This window comes from Caballeronia calidae (assembly GCF_900044055.2).
GTDB classification, from domain to species: Bacteria; Pseudomonadota; Gammaproteobacteria; order Burkholderiales; family Burkholderiaceae; genus Caballeronia; species Caballeronia calidae.
On sequence record NZ_FCOX02000011.1, the window covers coordinates 13,705 to 28,008 of the forward strand.

Below are 14,304 nucleotides of genomic sequence, written 5' to 3' on the forward strand. Positions count from 1 at the left end.
CGTTGCAGCGCGTGTCGCGCGCACGGCGTCATTTGAACAAAGGAGTCAGGTGTGTCCATACGTGTCGCGTTGAACCATGTCACGCATTATCGTTACGACCGGCTCGTCGGCCTGTCGCCGCAGGTCGTGCGCTTGCGGCCGGCGCCGCATTGCCGCACGCCGGTCGTGTCCTATTCGATGCGCGTCGAGCCGGAAGATCATTTCATCAACTGGCAGCAGGACGCGTTCGCGAACTATCAGGCGCGCCTCGTCTTCCCCGAGAAAACGCGCGAATTCAAGGTGACGGTCGATCTCGTCGCCGAAATGGCCGTCTATAACCCGTTCGATTTCTTTCTCGAGCCGTCGGCCGATAACTTTCCGTTCGCCTATGCGCCCGAGTTGCTGCACGATCTCGCGCCCTACATGGTGAAGCGCGAGCCGACGCCGCGTTTCGCGGCATTCGTGGAAAGCATCGATCGTTCGCCGCGCGTCACGGTGGATTTTCTCGTCGAGCTCAATCAGCGGCTCGCGCGTGAAATCCGCTATCTGATCCGCATGGAGCCTGGCGTGCAGACGCCCGAAGAAACGCTCGAAAGCGCGGCGGGCTCATGCCGCGATTCGGGCTGGCTGCTCGTCGAGACGCTGCGTCATCTCGGTCTCGCCGCGCGCTTCGTGTCGGGCTATCTGCTGCAGCTCGCGCCGGATACGAAATCGCTCGACGGTCCGAGCGGCGCCGAAGTCGATTTCACCGATCTGCATGCGTGGTGCGAAGTGTTTCTGCCGGGCGCGGGCTGGATCGGCTTCGATCCGACGTCGGGACTGCTCGCGGGGGAAGGGCATATTCCCGTCGCGTGCACGCCGGAACCGGATAGCGCGGCGCCGGTCTCCGGCGCGGTGGACCCGTGCGAAGTCGAGTTCGTCCACACGATGTCGATCGAGCGCGTGCTCGAAACGCCGCGCGTGACGAAGCCGTATAGCGAAGAAGACTGGAGCGCGATGCTGCGCATGGGCGCGCAGGTGGATGAGCGGCTGAATGCATCCGACGTGCGCCTCACGATGGGCGGCGAGCCGACCTATGTGTCGGTGCGGGACCGCGACGTGGCCGAATGGAACACCGACGCGCTCGGCCCGACGAAGCGCGCCTATGCCGTCTCGCTGATGGACAAGCTGCGTGCGCAATACGGCGCGAGCGGCTTTCTGCATATCGGTCAGGGCAAGTGGTATCCGGGCGAGCAACTGCCGCGCTGGGCGCTGTCGCTGTTCTGGCGCGCGGATGGCGAGCCGTGCTGGCACGATCCGGCGCTCTTCGCGGACGAGCGCAAGCCCGCCTCGTACACATCGGACGACGCCGCGCGGTTCATTCACCATCTCGCCGGCAAGCTGTCCTTGGATTCAAAATACATTCAACCGGCATACGAGGACACCTGGTACTACCTCTGGCGCGAGCGCCGCTTGCCGGTGAACGTCGATCCTTTCGACTCGCGCCTCGACGACGAACTGGAGCGCGCGCGCCTGCGCCGCGTGTTCGACGCTGGCCTTTCGTCCGTCACGGGCTACGCGCTGCCGATCTCGCGCGAAGGCGGCCCGGAGATGCAGCCGGAGCGCTGGACGAGCGGGCCGTGGTTCTTCCGCGACGAGCGCATGTACCTGATTCCGGGCGATTCGCCGATGGGTTATCGCTTGCCGCTCGACTCGCTGCCGTGGGTCTCCGAAGGCGATTACCCGTGGCAGCACGCGCACGATCCGTTCGGCCCGCCGACGCCGCTGCGGACCGCAACGGAATTACGCATGCAATATGCGGATCTGAATAATGAATCACGCATGCAAAATGCCGATGCGGGCGGCACGCACTACGCCATCGCGACAGGAGAAGCGCGGGAGCGCAAGCCCGAGCGCGGCGAGTCGGCCGGCTGGATCGCGCGCACCGCGTTGTGCGTGGAAGCGCGCGACCCGGCGCGCGCGGCCGGTCCGAAGGCGGAAGCCGATGCGCTGGACACGCTCGGCAGCGGCAACAAGCTCGTGCACGTATTCATGCCGCCGCTCACCGAGGTCGACGATTATCTCGATCTGCTCGCCGCCATCGAAGCGACCGCCGCCGATCTGGAGATTCCGGTCATCATCGAAGGCTATCCGCCGCCGCGCGATCCGCGCCTCAGGATGCTGCAGGTGACGCCGGACCCCGGCGTGATCGAGGTGAACATTCATCCTGCGGCGAACTGGAACGATCTCGTCGAGCACACCGAGTTTCTCTACAACGCGGCCCACGAGTCGTATCTGAGCCCGGAGAAGTTCATGCTCGACGGCCGGCATACCGGCACGGGCGGCGGCAATCACTTCGTTCTCGGCGGCGCGACGCCCGCCGATAGTCCATTCCTGCGTCGTCCCGATCTGCTCGCGAGTCTGATCGCGTACTGGCATAACCATCCGTCGCTGTCGATGCTGTTTTCGGGGCTTTTCATCGGACCGACGAGCCAGGCGCCGCGCGTCGACGAAGCGCGCAACGATCAGGTGTATGAACTCGAAATCGCGTTCGCCGAATTGCAACGTCAACTCGACCTGCTCGGCGGGCGCGGCAATGCAACCGTGCCGCCGTGGCTCATCGACCGCATTCTGCGCAACATCCTCATCGACGTGACGGGCAACACGCATCGCGCGGAATTCTGCATCGACAAGCTGTATTCGCCCGATGGCCCGACGGGCCGTCTCGGCCTGCTGGAACTGCGCGGCTTCGAGATGCCGCCGCATGCGCGCATGAGTCTCGTGCAACAACTGCTGTTGCGCGCGCTCGTCGCGCGCTTCTGGGAGACGCCCTATACCGCGCGCCTCACGCGCTGGGGCACCGAGCTGCACGACCGCTTCATGCTCGGCACCTTCGTGCAGATGGATTTCGACGACGTCCTCGCCGAATTGCGCGATGCGGGCTTCGCCTTTGAACGAAGCTGGTTCGCGCCGCACTTCGAGTTCCGCTTTCCGCTCGTCGGCGCATACGATACGAACGGCATCGCGCTGACGATCCGCAACGCGCTCGAGCCGTGGCATGTGATGGGCGAAGAGGGCGCGATAGGCGGCACGGTGCGTTATGTGGATTCGTCCGTCGAACGTCTCGAAGTGCGCGTGCTCGGCCTGAACGGCAATCGTCATGTCGTGACCGTAAACGGCGAGGCGCTGCCATTGCAGCCGACCGGACGCGTCAGCGAATACGTCGCGGGCGTGCGTTTTCGTGCGTGGGCGCAGGCGGCGTCGCTGCATCCGACCATCAGCGTGCATGCGCCGCTCACTTTCGATATCGTCGACACATGGACGGGACGCGCGATCGGCGGTTGCCAGTATCACGTCGCGCATCCGGGCGGACGCAACTATCAGACGTTCCCGGTCAATGCGTATGAAGCGGAAAGCCGCAGGCGTTCGCGTTTCTTCTCGACAGGTCACACGCCGGGTTCCGTGCAAGTCGAATCGCGCGAACGCAGCCTCGAATTTCCGTTCACGCTCGACCTGCGCTATGGTTGAAGTGCAATCATCATTCGAATAAAGAACGAGACGACTTTGGCCTATCAATCGACCTTGCCGTTCGACATCGCCGCGGCTCGCATCGATGCGCTCGCGCTCTTGCGCACGCTGCCCGCGCGCGAAGGGCATTGGGACGAACTGCGCGATGCATCCGGCCAGTTGCGCGAGCCATGGCGGCAATTCTTCGAGCTGCTCGGCGAGCAGGGCATCGCACGGCTCGACGATGGCGTCGCCGCCGTCGCGCAGCAGATTCGCGACAACGACATCACGTACAACGTGTATGCCGACAACGGCAAGCCGCGCGCGTGGTCGCTCGATCTCTTGCCGCTCATCATCGACGAGGATGAATGGGCGGTGATCGAGCGCGGCGTCGCGCAGCGCGCGAGACTGATGGAAGCCATCGTCGCCGATGTCTACGGTGCGCAGACGCTGCTGCATCGCGGGCTCCTGCCGGCCGCGCTCGTGTTCGGGCATCCCGGCTATCTGCGTGCGGTGAAGGGTTTCGTGCCGCCGCTCGGGCGCTTCCTGCAGATCGTCGCGGTGGATCTTGCGCGTGCGCCATCGGGTGCGTGGACGGTCATCGCGCATCGCACGGAAGTGCCTTCGGGGCTGGGCTATGCGCTGGAAAATCGGTTGATCGTCGCGAGCCTGTTCTCGGACCCTTTTCGCGCCATGCGCGTGAGCCGTCTTGCGGCCACGTATTCGCAACTCATCGCGACCGTCGCGCAAGCCGCGCGCGCGACGATGCGCGATGACGAAGGCGGTCGCAGCGATGCATCCAACGGTGCGCCGCATATCGTGCTGCTGAGCCCTGGTCCCTTCAGCGAGACCTGGTTCGAGCATGTGTTTCTCGCGCGCTATCTCGGCGTGACGCTCGTCGAAGGCAAGGACCTCACGGTGCGCCACGACAAGCTTTATCTCAAGACATTGGCCGGTCTGTCGCGCGTGCATGCGGTGTTGCGGCGTCTGGATGATGCGTTCTGCGATCCCGTCGAGTTGCGCGCCGATTCGACCATCGGCGTGCCGGGACTTCTTCAGGTGATGCGCGCGGGCAATGTGATGGTGTCGAACGTGCCGGGCGCGGGCTTCACCGAATCGCCCGCGCTCAATGCATTCTTGCCGGGCATTGCGAAAGCATTGCTCGATGAATCACTCGAATTGCCCACCGTGCCGACATGGTGGTGCGGCGAAGAAGCCGCGCGCCGCGAAATCTTCGAGCGTCTCGACAGCGCACTCATCGCGCCGACGTGGCCGGGCACGCAGCCGGATCACGCGCCGGGCATCGACGCGGGCGTGCAGGAACTCGAATCGTGGCGCGAGCGCATCGAACGCGCGCCGGATGTTTTCACGGTGCAGGAGAACCTGCCGTTCTCGACCGCGCCGCGCTTTCACGATGGCGCGCTCGGCTCGCGTCCGTGCGTGCTGCGCGCCTATGCGATTGCCGACATCGACGGAAGCTGGAGCGTGATGCCCGGTGGCTTCACGCGGCTCGCCGCCGACAAGCGCGCGACGGTGTCGATGCAGTTCGGCGGCAGCAGCGTCGATACATGGGTGATGTCGAGTCACCCGGGTGCTGCGGGGTCGCTGCGTCCCACGCCGATGAAGCCCGGCGACTTGCGCAAGCATCGCACGGTGTCGAGCCGCGCGGCCGAAAACCTCTTCTGGGCAGGGCGTTACGGCGAGCGCGCGGAGAACAACGTGCGGCTATGCCGTTTGCTGCTCGGCATGCTGGACGGCAGCGACGCCGAGGAGCTCTTTCCGACGCTCGCCGAACTCGCATCGCAATGCGGACTGATTCCATCGATCGATACGCTCGCACGCAGCACGCCGCAAGCATTCGAGCGCGTGCTCGTCGCGGGGCTGCCGGAACAGAGCAATGCGACGAGCATCGGCGGCAATCTCGCGGATCAGGCGCGCGCATGCGGCGAGATACGCGACCGTCTTTCGACGGACCACTGGCGCACGATCCTCGCGTCACGCAACGACTTCCGCGATGCGCTCGCCGAGACGGGCGTGGAAGACGCGACGCGCGTGGGCCGCGGATATGATCGCCTGCTGCTGGCGAGCGCGCTCGAACATCTTTCGACGCAACTGTGCGCGATCAGCGGCGCGCAAGGCGATCGCATGACGCGCGACGAAGCATGGCGGCTGATTTTCATCGGACGGCACATCGAACGCATTTCGACGATGGCCACCATCCTGCGCGTCGTCGCGGAGTGCCGAACGCTCGCATCGCCAGCGGGCTTCGATCTGCTGTTGCAACTCTTCGACAGCACGCTCACATATCGCTCGCTTTATCCGGGAAGGCTGGAAGTGCCGGCACTGGTCGATCTGATTGTCGTCGATCAGACCAATCCGCGCGGACTGTATGGCGTGTATGCGCGTCTGCGCACGAAGCTCGACGAGATTGCCGCCGCCGCGGGCGGCGCGCGCCGTGCACAGGCGATGCGCTTCGCGGATCTGCTCGTTCGCGCAGATGCATTGCCGGACCTCGCGGCGCTCTGCGCAACGCGCGACGATGGCCGCCATGAAGCGTTGATCGCGTTGTGCGACAGGCTCGTTGCCTCGGTCAGCGCGGCATCGAATGAAGTGAGCGCGCGCTACTTCAGCCATGCGAACCCGTTTGCGGCACAGGTGTCGGCATGAGTCCCGGCCTGAACGACACCGTGCTCGCGGTCACGCATCGCACGACGTATCGCTATTCGACGCCGGTTGAGATCGCGCAGCATCTCGCGACCATTCGCCCGCTGCATTGCCCATGGCAGCAGGTGATCTCGCATACGGAGCGCATCGAGCCGGTGCCGTCGTATGTGCATAGCCGTGTCGATGCATTCGGCAACGACGTGCTGTACTTTTCGCTCGATGCGCCGCACGAGCGTCTTTCGATGACGAGCGAAACCACGGTGCGCCTCACGCCGCGCTGGAATGCACTCGATGCGGATGCAACGCCGCCGTGGGAAGAAGTCGCGCAACGATTGCGCTATCACGCGGGCGAGTCTTTCTATCCGGAAAGCGAGTTTTGCTATGCGTCGCACAATATCTCGCTCGATCACGAATTGCGGAATTATGCGCAGGCGAGTTTCGATGCCGGCACGCCGCTCGTCGCGGGCGCCATCGATCTGATGCACCGCGTTCACGCGGATTTCGAATACCGTCCGTCAGCGACCGCGTTCGATACGCCCGCATCGCGCGCCTTCGAATTGCGTCACGGCGTGTGTCAGGACTTCGCGCAGGTGATGATCGGTTGTCTGCGTGCGCTCGGGCTTCCCGCGCGCTACGTGAGCGGCTATCTGCGCAACGATCCGCCGCCGGGGCATCCGCGTCTGATCGGCGCGGATGCATCGCATGCGTGGGTGTCGGTGCATTGTCCGCATAGCGGATGGATCGATCTCGATCCGACCAACGATGTGCTCGCTGACGTCGATCACGTCACGCTCGCGACAGGACGCGATTACAGCGATGTCTCGCTGTTGCGCGGAATGATTCTCGGCGGAGGCGCGCATCATGTGGATGTCGCGGTGAATGTGCTCGCGTTATGAGATACGCGAGTCCTGCTCGATGAGGTCCGGACTAGAATGAATGTTCGAAGTCCAATTCAAGCAGGAAGAGGAAATGATGGATCTAGGTATCCTGGTGTACGTCGACGATAGCCCGAGCATGCTCGAAGAGTTCGACTGGCTTTATAAAAGCCTTTACTATTCGGGCGTTATTTCGCGGAGCGGCATTATTGCCGTTTGCAATCCAAAGATCATTCAGGCTTTGCCGAAGGATGAACGCATCACAGTCATCCCGAGTATTCCCTACGAGCAGCGCCACGCCGAATGGAACGGCTACAAGTTCATCAATTCCATCGGGAACCTGATTGAACAGCCCGTGCTCGACGCATGCGCGCAATTCGAGTTCATCCTCAAGACCGATTGCGATACTTTCGTCACGCCCGCCCTGCGCGATTTTCGTCCGTCCGGATTGTGCGCGGGCTTCGGCGGCTATGCATATCAGGACGACGTGCGCGAGAAGTTATCGGAAGTGAGCGCGCGCTGGGGCTTTCCGCATTCGGGGCTGCATAACGTCGGCGCATCGGTGCTTGGTCCGGCCGAGATGGTGAAGCAGTTTCTTCTCGCACAGCTGCGGGCCTGCGAACGCCTTTGGCGCGAGGAGTTTCAGAGCCATGACGGCGTGTGGCCGGGATGGTGCAAGCAGGTCGTCACCATGTATGCGGGCGAACTCGCGCTTCGTGTGACGTATCCGCAGCGTTGTTCCCTTGGCCTGCTCGATGCATTCCCCAGTGCGGATCGTGAACTGGCGAGCGACGTGCTGCACGTTCACGCGTGGCAGACGGAAGCGTACTGGTCCAAGCGGATCTATCGCGACGGCGGCTATGCGCATATCGCGCGCGACAGCATCGATCGCACGAAGCTCGCCGGTTATTGCCACTGGCTCGCCGAAGCCAGCATCGACGAAGTGAAGCGCGCGGCGCAATGAATCGCCCGCGCCGCGCGGCTCGCCTCTGTTACTGGCCTTCCGGAAAATCCGCACTCGCCGATACGTCTTCCCAGCCATCGAAGTCCTTGCGCAACGCATCGATCTTCACGCGCGCATGGGCGATGGCCGCCTTGCCGAGCAGCAGGCGCAGTGGCGGGTTGTCGCTTTCCACGGCCTTGATGATCGCTTCGGCCGCGCGCACCGGATCGCCCGGCTGCTTGCCGCTGTAGCCGCGAATCGTGTCGGTGCGGGCTTGCGCGGTGCTCGCGTAATCCGCGATCGTGCGCGGCGCTTCGTTTGCCGAGCGGCCGGCCCAGTCGGTGCGAAACGGTCCCGGCTCGACGATCAGCACCTTGATGCCGAGCGGCGCGAGTTCATGCGACATCGACTCCGACACCGCTTCGACGGCGAACTTCGTCGCGTGATAAAAGCTCACGCCCGGAAACGCGATGATCCCGCCGATCGACGATACATTCACGATGGTGCCGCGCTTCTGCCTGCGCATCTCGGGCAGCACGGCGCGCGTCATGTCGACGAGGCCCCAGAAGTTGATATCGACCATCTTGCGTACCTCGTCCATGTCACTTTCTTCGAACGAGCCGAAATAGCCGATGCCCGCGTTGTTCACGAGCACATCGATGCGCCCGAACTTCGCGATCGCCGCGCGAACGGCGGCCTGCACATGCTCGGGCTTCGTCACGTCGAGTTGCAGCACGAGCGCGAGAGCGCCGTATTGCCTTGCAAGATCGTCGAGCGCGGCGGGATTGCGTGCCGTGACGACCGTGGGATAACCGAGACTCAGCGTTTTCGCCGCAAGCTCGCGGCCGAAGCCCGTCGAGCAGCCGGTGATGAACCAGATGGGTTTGGTCAAGGGCGTGGTCATGATCGGCATCTCCTGCGAATGGTGGGGGACGAAAGAAGTCTGCGTTGCAGATAGCGTGCCCGAGCGGCGAAGCACGCAATGCGAGACTGCGTTAATGTCTAGGCTTTCTTCGCCATGCGCAAGTCATCGCGCGTGCCTTTCGTTCTGCAAGGAGATCCGCACGATGGACTATGTGAAACTGGGTTCGACCGGCCTCGACGTGTCGCGCCTGTGTCTCGGCTGCATGACTTATGGTGTGCCGGAGCGCGGCACGCATCCGTGGACGCTCGATGAAGAAAAGAGCCGTCCGCTCATCAGGCAGGCGCTCGAAGCGGGCATCAATTTCTTCGATACGGCCAATACTTACTCGGATGGCACGTCGGAGGAAATCGTCGGACGTGCGCTGCGCGATTTCACGAAACGCGACGACATCGTGATTGCGACGAAGGTGCTCAATCGGATGCGTCCCGGCCCGAATGGCGCGGGGCTGTCACGCAAGGCGATCTTCAACGAGATCGACAACAGCCTGAAGCGCCTCGGCACCGATTACGTCGACCTTTATCAGATCCATCGATGGGATTACACGGTGCCGATCGAGGAAACGCTCGAAGCGCTGCACGATGTCGTGAAGGCGGGCAAGGCGCGATATATCGGCGCGTCGTCGATGTATGCATGGCAGTTCGGCAAGGCGCTTTATACATCGCGCGCGAACGGCTGGACCGAGTTCAGGACCATGCAGAACCACCTGAATCTGCTGTATCGCGAGGAAGAGCGCGAGATGATGCCGCTGTGCAAGGATCAGGGCATCGGCATGTTGCCGTGGAGCCCGCTTGCGCGCGGACGTCTCACGCGCGAATGGGATGCGACGAGCGCGCGTCAGGAATCGGATGCGTTCGGCAGCACGCTCTATCGCACCGATGAAGCCGATCGCGCGGTGGTCGAAGCCGTCGCTGCCGTGGCGAAAGCGCGTGGCGTGCCGCGTGCGCAAGTCGCGCTGGCATGGGTCGCGCAGAAAGCGCCGGTCACTGCGCCGATCGTCGGTGCATCGAAGCCGAATCATTTGAGCGATGCGGTCGCGGCGCTGGAATTGAATCTCACGGCGGAAGAGATCGCGCAACTGGAAGCACCCTACGTGCCGCATGCGGTCGCCGGTTTCAAATGATGCGCCGATAAGCATGAAAGCGCGCGGCTCACAACTGCGACTCGATCGGCAATAACCCCAGCATCCAGATGCCCGCGCGCCTGAACGCCGACACGTCCGGCTCGCTATCGAGCACGGTCGTGTTGCCGCTTGCATCGGTATCGATCCATACCATGCGCGTGTTGCCGTTGCCGTCATCGCGCAACTCGACGCGCCACGCGATGCGATCGATATTCGTCCCGATGCCGTCCGCCACTTGCCCGGCCGCGGCCGCGCTCTCGCAATACACGCCGATCTCCGTATTCAACTGCACGGAACGCGGATCGAGATTCATCGAGCCGATGAAGATGCGCTTGCGATCGAACACATACGTCTTCGCATGCAGTGAAGCCTTCGACGATCCGAAGGTGGACTTCTTCGCGCTCTTGTCGTTGTCGGCCGATGCGACGGGCTTCAGTTCATACAGCCGCACGCCCGCTTCGAGCATGTCCTTGCGATAGCGCTGATAGCCCGCGTGCACCGCGGCGACATCGGTGGCCGCGAGCGAATTCGTGAGCACGGTGACGCGCACGCCGCGCGATGTCATCGAGCGCAGCCATTTCACGCCTTCCTTGCGCGGCACGAAGTAGGGCGACACGATCAGCATTTCCTGCTCGGGATCGAGACTCAGCGCCTTGAATTGCGACATCAGATGGCCTTCGGTATCGCCGGGCGCGCGCGTGATTTTCTCGGGATCGTCGTAGAGGAGCGTTGCCTTGCCCCACGAGAATTCGGTGTCGTGCTGCTGAATCACCTGGGCGAGACGCTCGCGCACTTGCGCGACATAAGGCGAATGCTTTTCCGACAACAGATACGCGTCGAGCTTCTCGCGATAGGCCGCGAGCGCATCGGGATCGGCATGACGCCGCATCAGGTTATCGATCGGATAGGCGGCGTCCGAGTTCCAGTAGAGATCGAACGCAATCGATACCTCGCGCACGACGGGACCATGCACGAGCACATCGAGATCGCCGAATGCGACCGTGCTCGATGCGCCGAAGTACTCGTCGCCGATATTGCGCCCGCCGAGAATCGCGGCCTGATTGTCGGCGATGAGCGCCTTGTTGTGCATGCGCCGGTTCACGCGAAAGAACTCGGCTGCCGAGCCGAGCTTCTTGAACGTGCGGTTCGCGACCGGATTGAAGAGCCGCACCTGCACATTGGGATGCGATGCGAGCGCGAGCAGGAACTGATCGTCGGCATTGGTGCCGAGATCGTCGAGCAGAAGCCGCACGCGCACGCCGCGGTCCGCCGCGCGCATGATCGATGCGGCCATCTCGCGGCCCGTAAGATCGTCGTGCCAGATGTAGTACTGGAGATCGAGCGTGCGCTCGGCGGTTTCGCTCAGGATCACGCGTGCGATCAGCGCATCCATGCCGTTCGATAGCAAGTGAAACGCGTTGTCGCCGGGATGCGCGGCTTCGCTCGCCGCGAAGGTGATGCCGAGGCGCGTGTTCGCGGTGTCGGTGAGGGCGTGAGTTTCCATGCGTCCGGTTTGAGGTGGAAGGCTGGCGCAGGCGGTCATCAACGAAATCAACGCAACGGCGAACCATGTACGGCATTTCATCGCGCGCCCTCCGTTATGTCATGCGCGTCTGGACCGTGCTCTTTTCCCGCCGCGCCGCTTCGCTCAAACGCGCGCGCACGAAGCTGACATGCTCGCGCAGCACATAGAGCGCATCGGCATGGGCGAGCGGCAGCCTGAGCGTATCGAGCGATTCCTCGATGTAATCCAGCTCGACGAGCAGCGCACGCCGCTCGTCTTCATTGGCGACGCGCATCGCGTTGCGTTCCACCGCGATCAGCGCGCCGTAATAGCGATAGATGCGCGAACGCACGCGCCATCGATAAAGCGCGGGCACGAGCCGCAACGCCGGAAAGATCAGCACCGCGACGGGCAGCAGCAGCACGAGCGCGCGATCCGCGATATTCGCGAGCCAGAACGGCAGCGTGCGATACAGGAAGCTCTTGCCGGAACGGTAGTAGCGGCTCGCATCCTCGCTGATCGGAAACTCGTGCGCGACCGCGCTCGGAAACTGACCCGCGTGCTGCAGCAGACCGGCCGCGCCGTGCACTTCCTGCGCGGCCTCGATGAGCAGATCCGTCAGCGCCGGATGCAGGCTCGGCCGCGCGATCAGCTCCACCGTCGGGCTGATCAGATGCACGGTCTCCGGCGGAATGCGCCGGCCGAGATCGAGCACGCCGGGCGGCAGCTCGATATCGTCGAGATAGGGAAAGAGGCGCGTGTAGGCGCGCGCCTCCTTGAAGTCCATCACCGAGATGCCGGGCACGCGCAACAGCCGCAGCATCAGGCTGCGCGTCGCGGAGTCGCCGGAGAGGAAGACCGCGTCGGCTTCGTTGCTGACGAGTTGCGTGGCGGCCTGCAGGCCGTCGGTCGAAAGAAGCTGAGTGTCGCCGCCCGGATAGATGCCGTTCGCTTCCAGCAGCTTGAGCGACAGCGTGCGCGTGCCGCTGCCTTCGCGACCTATCGCGATGCGCTTGCCTTCCAGTTGCGACAGCAGCGTGACTCCCTTGCCGCGATAGAACACGACGAGCGGTACATACGACACGCTGCCGAGCGACATCAGCTTCGACGCCTCTTCCTTCGTCGCGATGCCGCCTTGCACGAGCGCGAGATCGACGTGCTGCTTCGGATCGAGCAGGCGTTCGAGATTCTGCACGGAGCCGTCCGAGGGCAGCACCTTCAGCGTGATGCCGTTGCGCGCGAGGATCTTCGCGTATTCCTGCGAGATGACGTAGAACGAGCTGTCGGGCTGACCCGCGCTCATCGTGATGACTTTGGGCGGCGCGGGATCGACGAGCCAGTAGACGAGCGCGGCGACCATCGCAATGACCAGCACGACGGGACCGGCGGTCCACGTGATGTCGTGCAGGACGCCTTTGGCATGATCGCGAGGCAGATGCGGGCGCTTCATGCGGTGCCTCGTCATGAGGAGACGGTCCAGACTGCTTGCGTGTCGCGAGAGACATGGAGCATGTCGTGTCGGTGTCGGAAGCGGCGTTGCTTTGCAGTGTAACGCCGTCTGCACGCAAAACGACAAGGCCGGCGCGCATGCGGCCGGCCTTTCAGGTTTCGTCGTGGTTCCTCCTTTATGCCCAGTGCGCGGGAACCCAGAACCGGCCGACCCAGTGACCCGGGATCAAAACCGCGCGGTGCGGCATCACATAAACGGTCTTCGGGGCCGGCGCGACATACACGGTCTTCGGGGCCGGCGCGACATACACGGTCTTCGGGGCCGGCGCGACATACACGGTCTTCACGGGAGCCGGAGCCGGCGCGACATACACGGTTTTGGCGGGCGCCGGGGCCGGCGCGACGACCACGGTCTTCGCGGGCGCCGGCGGGGGCGGCGTGACCACGACCGTCGACGAAGCCGGCGGCGGCGCGACCACCACGGTCGTCGAAGGCGGCGGGGGCGGCGGCACGACCACGGGCACGGCCACCACCGTCGTGCCGGTGACGACCGGCGTCGTCGCGACCACGGTCGTGCTCGACGAAACCGTGCCGCCGCCGACGACCGTCGTGCTGTGCGAACCGCTCGTGACCGTCGCGGTGCCCGAAGTGGTGACGACGCCCGGCGCCACGCTCGTCGCGCTGCCCGAATGCGTGACCGTGCCGCCGTTCGCCGTGTTGACCGTGCCGGAGCGGTTGCAGGTATAGCCCGCGCAATTCGTCGATGCCGAGTGCGTCGACGTGTTGCCGTTCGGCCCCGTCACCGAGCCCGACGACGAGTACTGGCCGGGCGCCGTGCGCGTCACGGTATCGCTGCCGGTCGCGGTCTTGCCGTTCGGGCCGGTCGCGCTGCCGGTGTGCGAGCAGCTGCCGCCGGCGCAGCTCGTGTCGCCCGCATGCTGCACGGAGCGGCCGTTCGGACCGTAGGCGGTGCCGGAGTTGGAGAACTGGCCCGGCGCGGTGCGCGTCACCGTGCCGGAGTTCGTCGCGACGCGGCCCCACGGATTCTCGACGCCGCCCGCGTGCGAGCAGCTGCCGCCGCCGCAGGAGCCGACGTGCGCGCCCTGGTATTCGCCGCGGCCGGTGTAGGCCGTGCCGCCGCGCGCCCAGCCGGCGAAGGCCGAGCTGCTGCAGAGCGTGAGCGCGGCGGCGGCTGCGATCACGAGCGCGTGGCGCACGCGGCGCTTGCCGGAAGCCGCGTCGGAGGCGGAAGCAACGCGGACGTTTGAAGCGAAAGTCGATCTGTTTTTCACGGGATGTCCTTCTCGGTTCCTTAGGCCACGTTGCGTTTCGAGTGGCGACGGAAGTGACTATAGGGAA

General features: G+C 64.2%; 9 protein-coding genes. 5 read left to right on the top strand and 4 right to left on the bottom strand.

Annotated elements, in window-relative coordinates; all coding sequences use genetic code 11:
* The first annotated feature begins 51 nt into the window (after window positions 1-51).
* The 4 genes from AWB78_RS12685 to AWB78_RS12700 are packed head-to-tail and all read left to right on the top strand — an operon-like array spanning window position 52 to window position 7,968.
* Window positions 52-3,486, top strand: a complete 3,435-nt coding sequence (locus tag AWB78_RS12685) for a transglutaminase family protein (protein ID WP_062604938.1) — start codon at window positions 52-54, stop codon at window positions 3,484-3,486.
* A gap of 36 nt (window positions 3,487-3,522) precedes the next feature.
* Entirely contained in the window at window positions 3,523-6,132 is a 2,610-nt protein-coding gene (locus AWB78_RS12690) for a circularly permuted type 2 ATP-grasp protein (protein WP_062604939.1), read from the top strand.
* Window positions 6,129-7,025 (top strand): transglutaminase family protein, encoded by an 897-nt coding sequence (locus tag AWB78_RS12695; protein WP_096031777.1) that lies wholly within the window; start codon window positions 6,129-6,131, stop codon window positions 7,023-7,025. Before AWB78_RS12690 ends, AWB78_RS12695 begins: the two co-directional genes overlap by 4 nt.
* Before the next feature lie 40 nt (window positions 7,026-7,065).
* Entirely contained in the window at window positions 7,066-7,968 is a 903-nt protein-coding gene (locus AWB78_RS12700; RefSeq protein WP_232477683.1) for a DUF7164 domain-containing protein, read from the top strand.
* A 28-nt stretch (window positions 7,969-7,996) separates the two neighbouring features.
* On the opposite strand, the gene AWB78_RS12705 is transcribed toward AWB78_RS12700, so the two are convergent.
* Window positions 7,997-8,851 carry an oxidoreductase gene (locus tag AWB78_RS12705; protein ID WP_062605062.1) on the bottom strand — a complete coding sequence of 285 codons (855 nt, stop codon included), beginning with the start codon at window positions 8,849-8,851 and terminating at the stop codon, window positions 7,997-7,999.
* 163 nt (window positions 8,852-9,014) lie between these two features.
* Here AWB78_RS12705 and AWB78_RS12710 point away from each other — a divergent pair, with 163 nt between their 5' ends.
* The gene (locus AWB78_RS12710; protein WP_062604940.1) at window positions 9,015-9,992 is read left to right on the top strand and encodes an aldo/keto reductase; all 978 of its coding nucleotides are present in this window, start codon (window positions 9,015-9,017) and stop codon (window positions 9,990-9,992) included.
* A 28-nt stretch (window positions 9,993-10,020) separates the two neighbouring features.
* Here AWB78_RS12710 and AWB78_RS12715 read toward each other — a convergent pair whose 3' ends face one another.
* The 3 genes from AWB78_RS12715 to AWB78_RS12725 form a co-directional block, all read right to left on the bottom strand.
* Window positions 10,021-11,577 carry a phospholipase D family protein gene (locus AWB78_RS12715; protein WP_062604941.1) on the bottom strand — a complete coding sequence of 519 codons (1,557 nt, stop codon included), beginning with the start codon at window positions 11,575-11,577 and terminating at the stop codon, window positions 10,021-10,023.
* Window positions 11,578-11,590: 13 nt separating this feature from the next.
* Window positions 11,591-12,946 (bottom strand): TAXI family TRAP transporter solute-binding subunit, encoded by a 1,356-nt coding sequence (locus tag AWB78_RS12720; RefSeq protein WP_374729462.1) that lies wholly within the window; start codon window positions 12,944-12,946, stop codon window positions 11,591-11,593.
* Window positions 12,947-13,121: 175 nt separating this feature from the next.
* The gene (locus tag AWB78_RS12725; protein WP_062604943.1) at window positions 13,122-14,237 is read right to left on the bottom strand and encodes a hypothetical protein; all 1,116 of its coding nucleotides are present in this window, start codon (window positions 14,235-14,237) and stop codon (window positions 13,122-13,124) included.
* Window positions 14,238-14,304: the final 67 nt, after the last annotated feature.

Excerpts from the sequence above, each read along its gene's own strand:
- AWB78_RS12695 (WP_096031777.1), top strand. The coding sequence starts at position 6,129 with ATGAGTCCCGGCCTGAACGACACCGTGCTCGCGGTCACGCATCGCACG.
- AWB78_RS12700 (WP_232477683.1), top strand. The coding sequence starts at position 7,066 with ATGTTCGAAGTCCAATTCAAGCAGGAAGAGGAAATGATGGATCTAGGT.
- AWB78_RS12705 (WP_062605062.1), bottom strand. The coding sequence starts at position 8,851 with ATGACCACGCCCTTGACCAAACCCATCTGGTTCATCACCGGCTGCTCG.
- AWB78_RS12710 (WP_062604940.1), top strand. The coding sequence starts at position 9,015 with ATGGACTATGTGAAACTGGGTTCGACCGGCCTCGACGTGTCGCGCCTG.
- AWB78_RS12715 (WP_062604941.1), bottom strand. The coding sequence starts at position 11,577 with ATGAAATGCCGTACATGGTTCGCCGTTGCGTTGATTTCGTTGATGACC.
- AWB78_RS12720 (WP_374729462.1), bottom strand. The coding sequence starts at position 12,946 with ATGAAGCGCCCGCATCTGCCTCGCGATCATGCCAAAGGCGTCCTGCAC.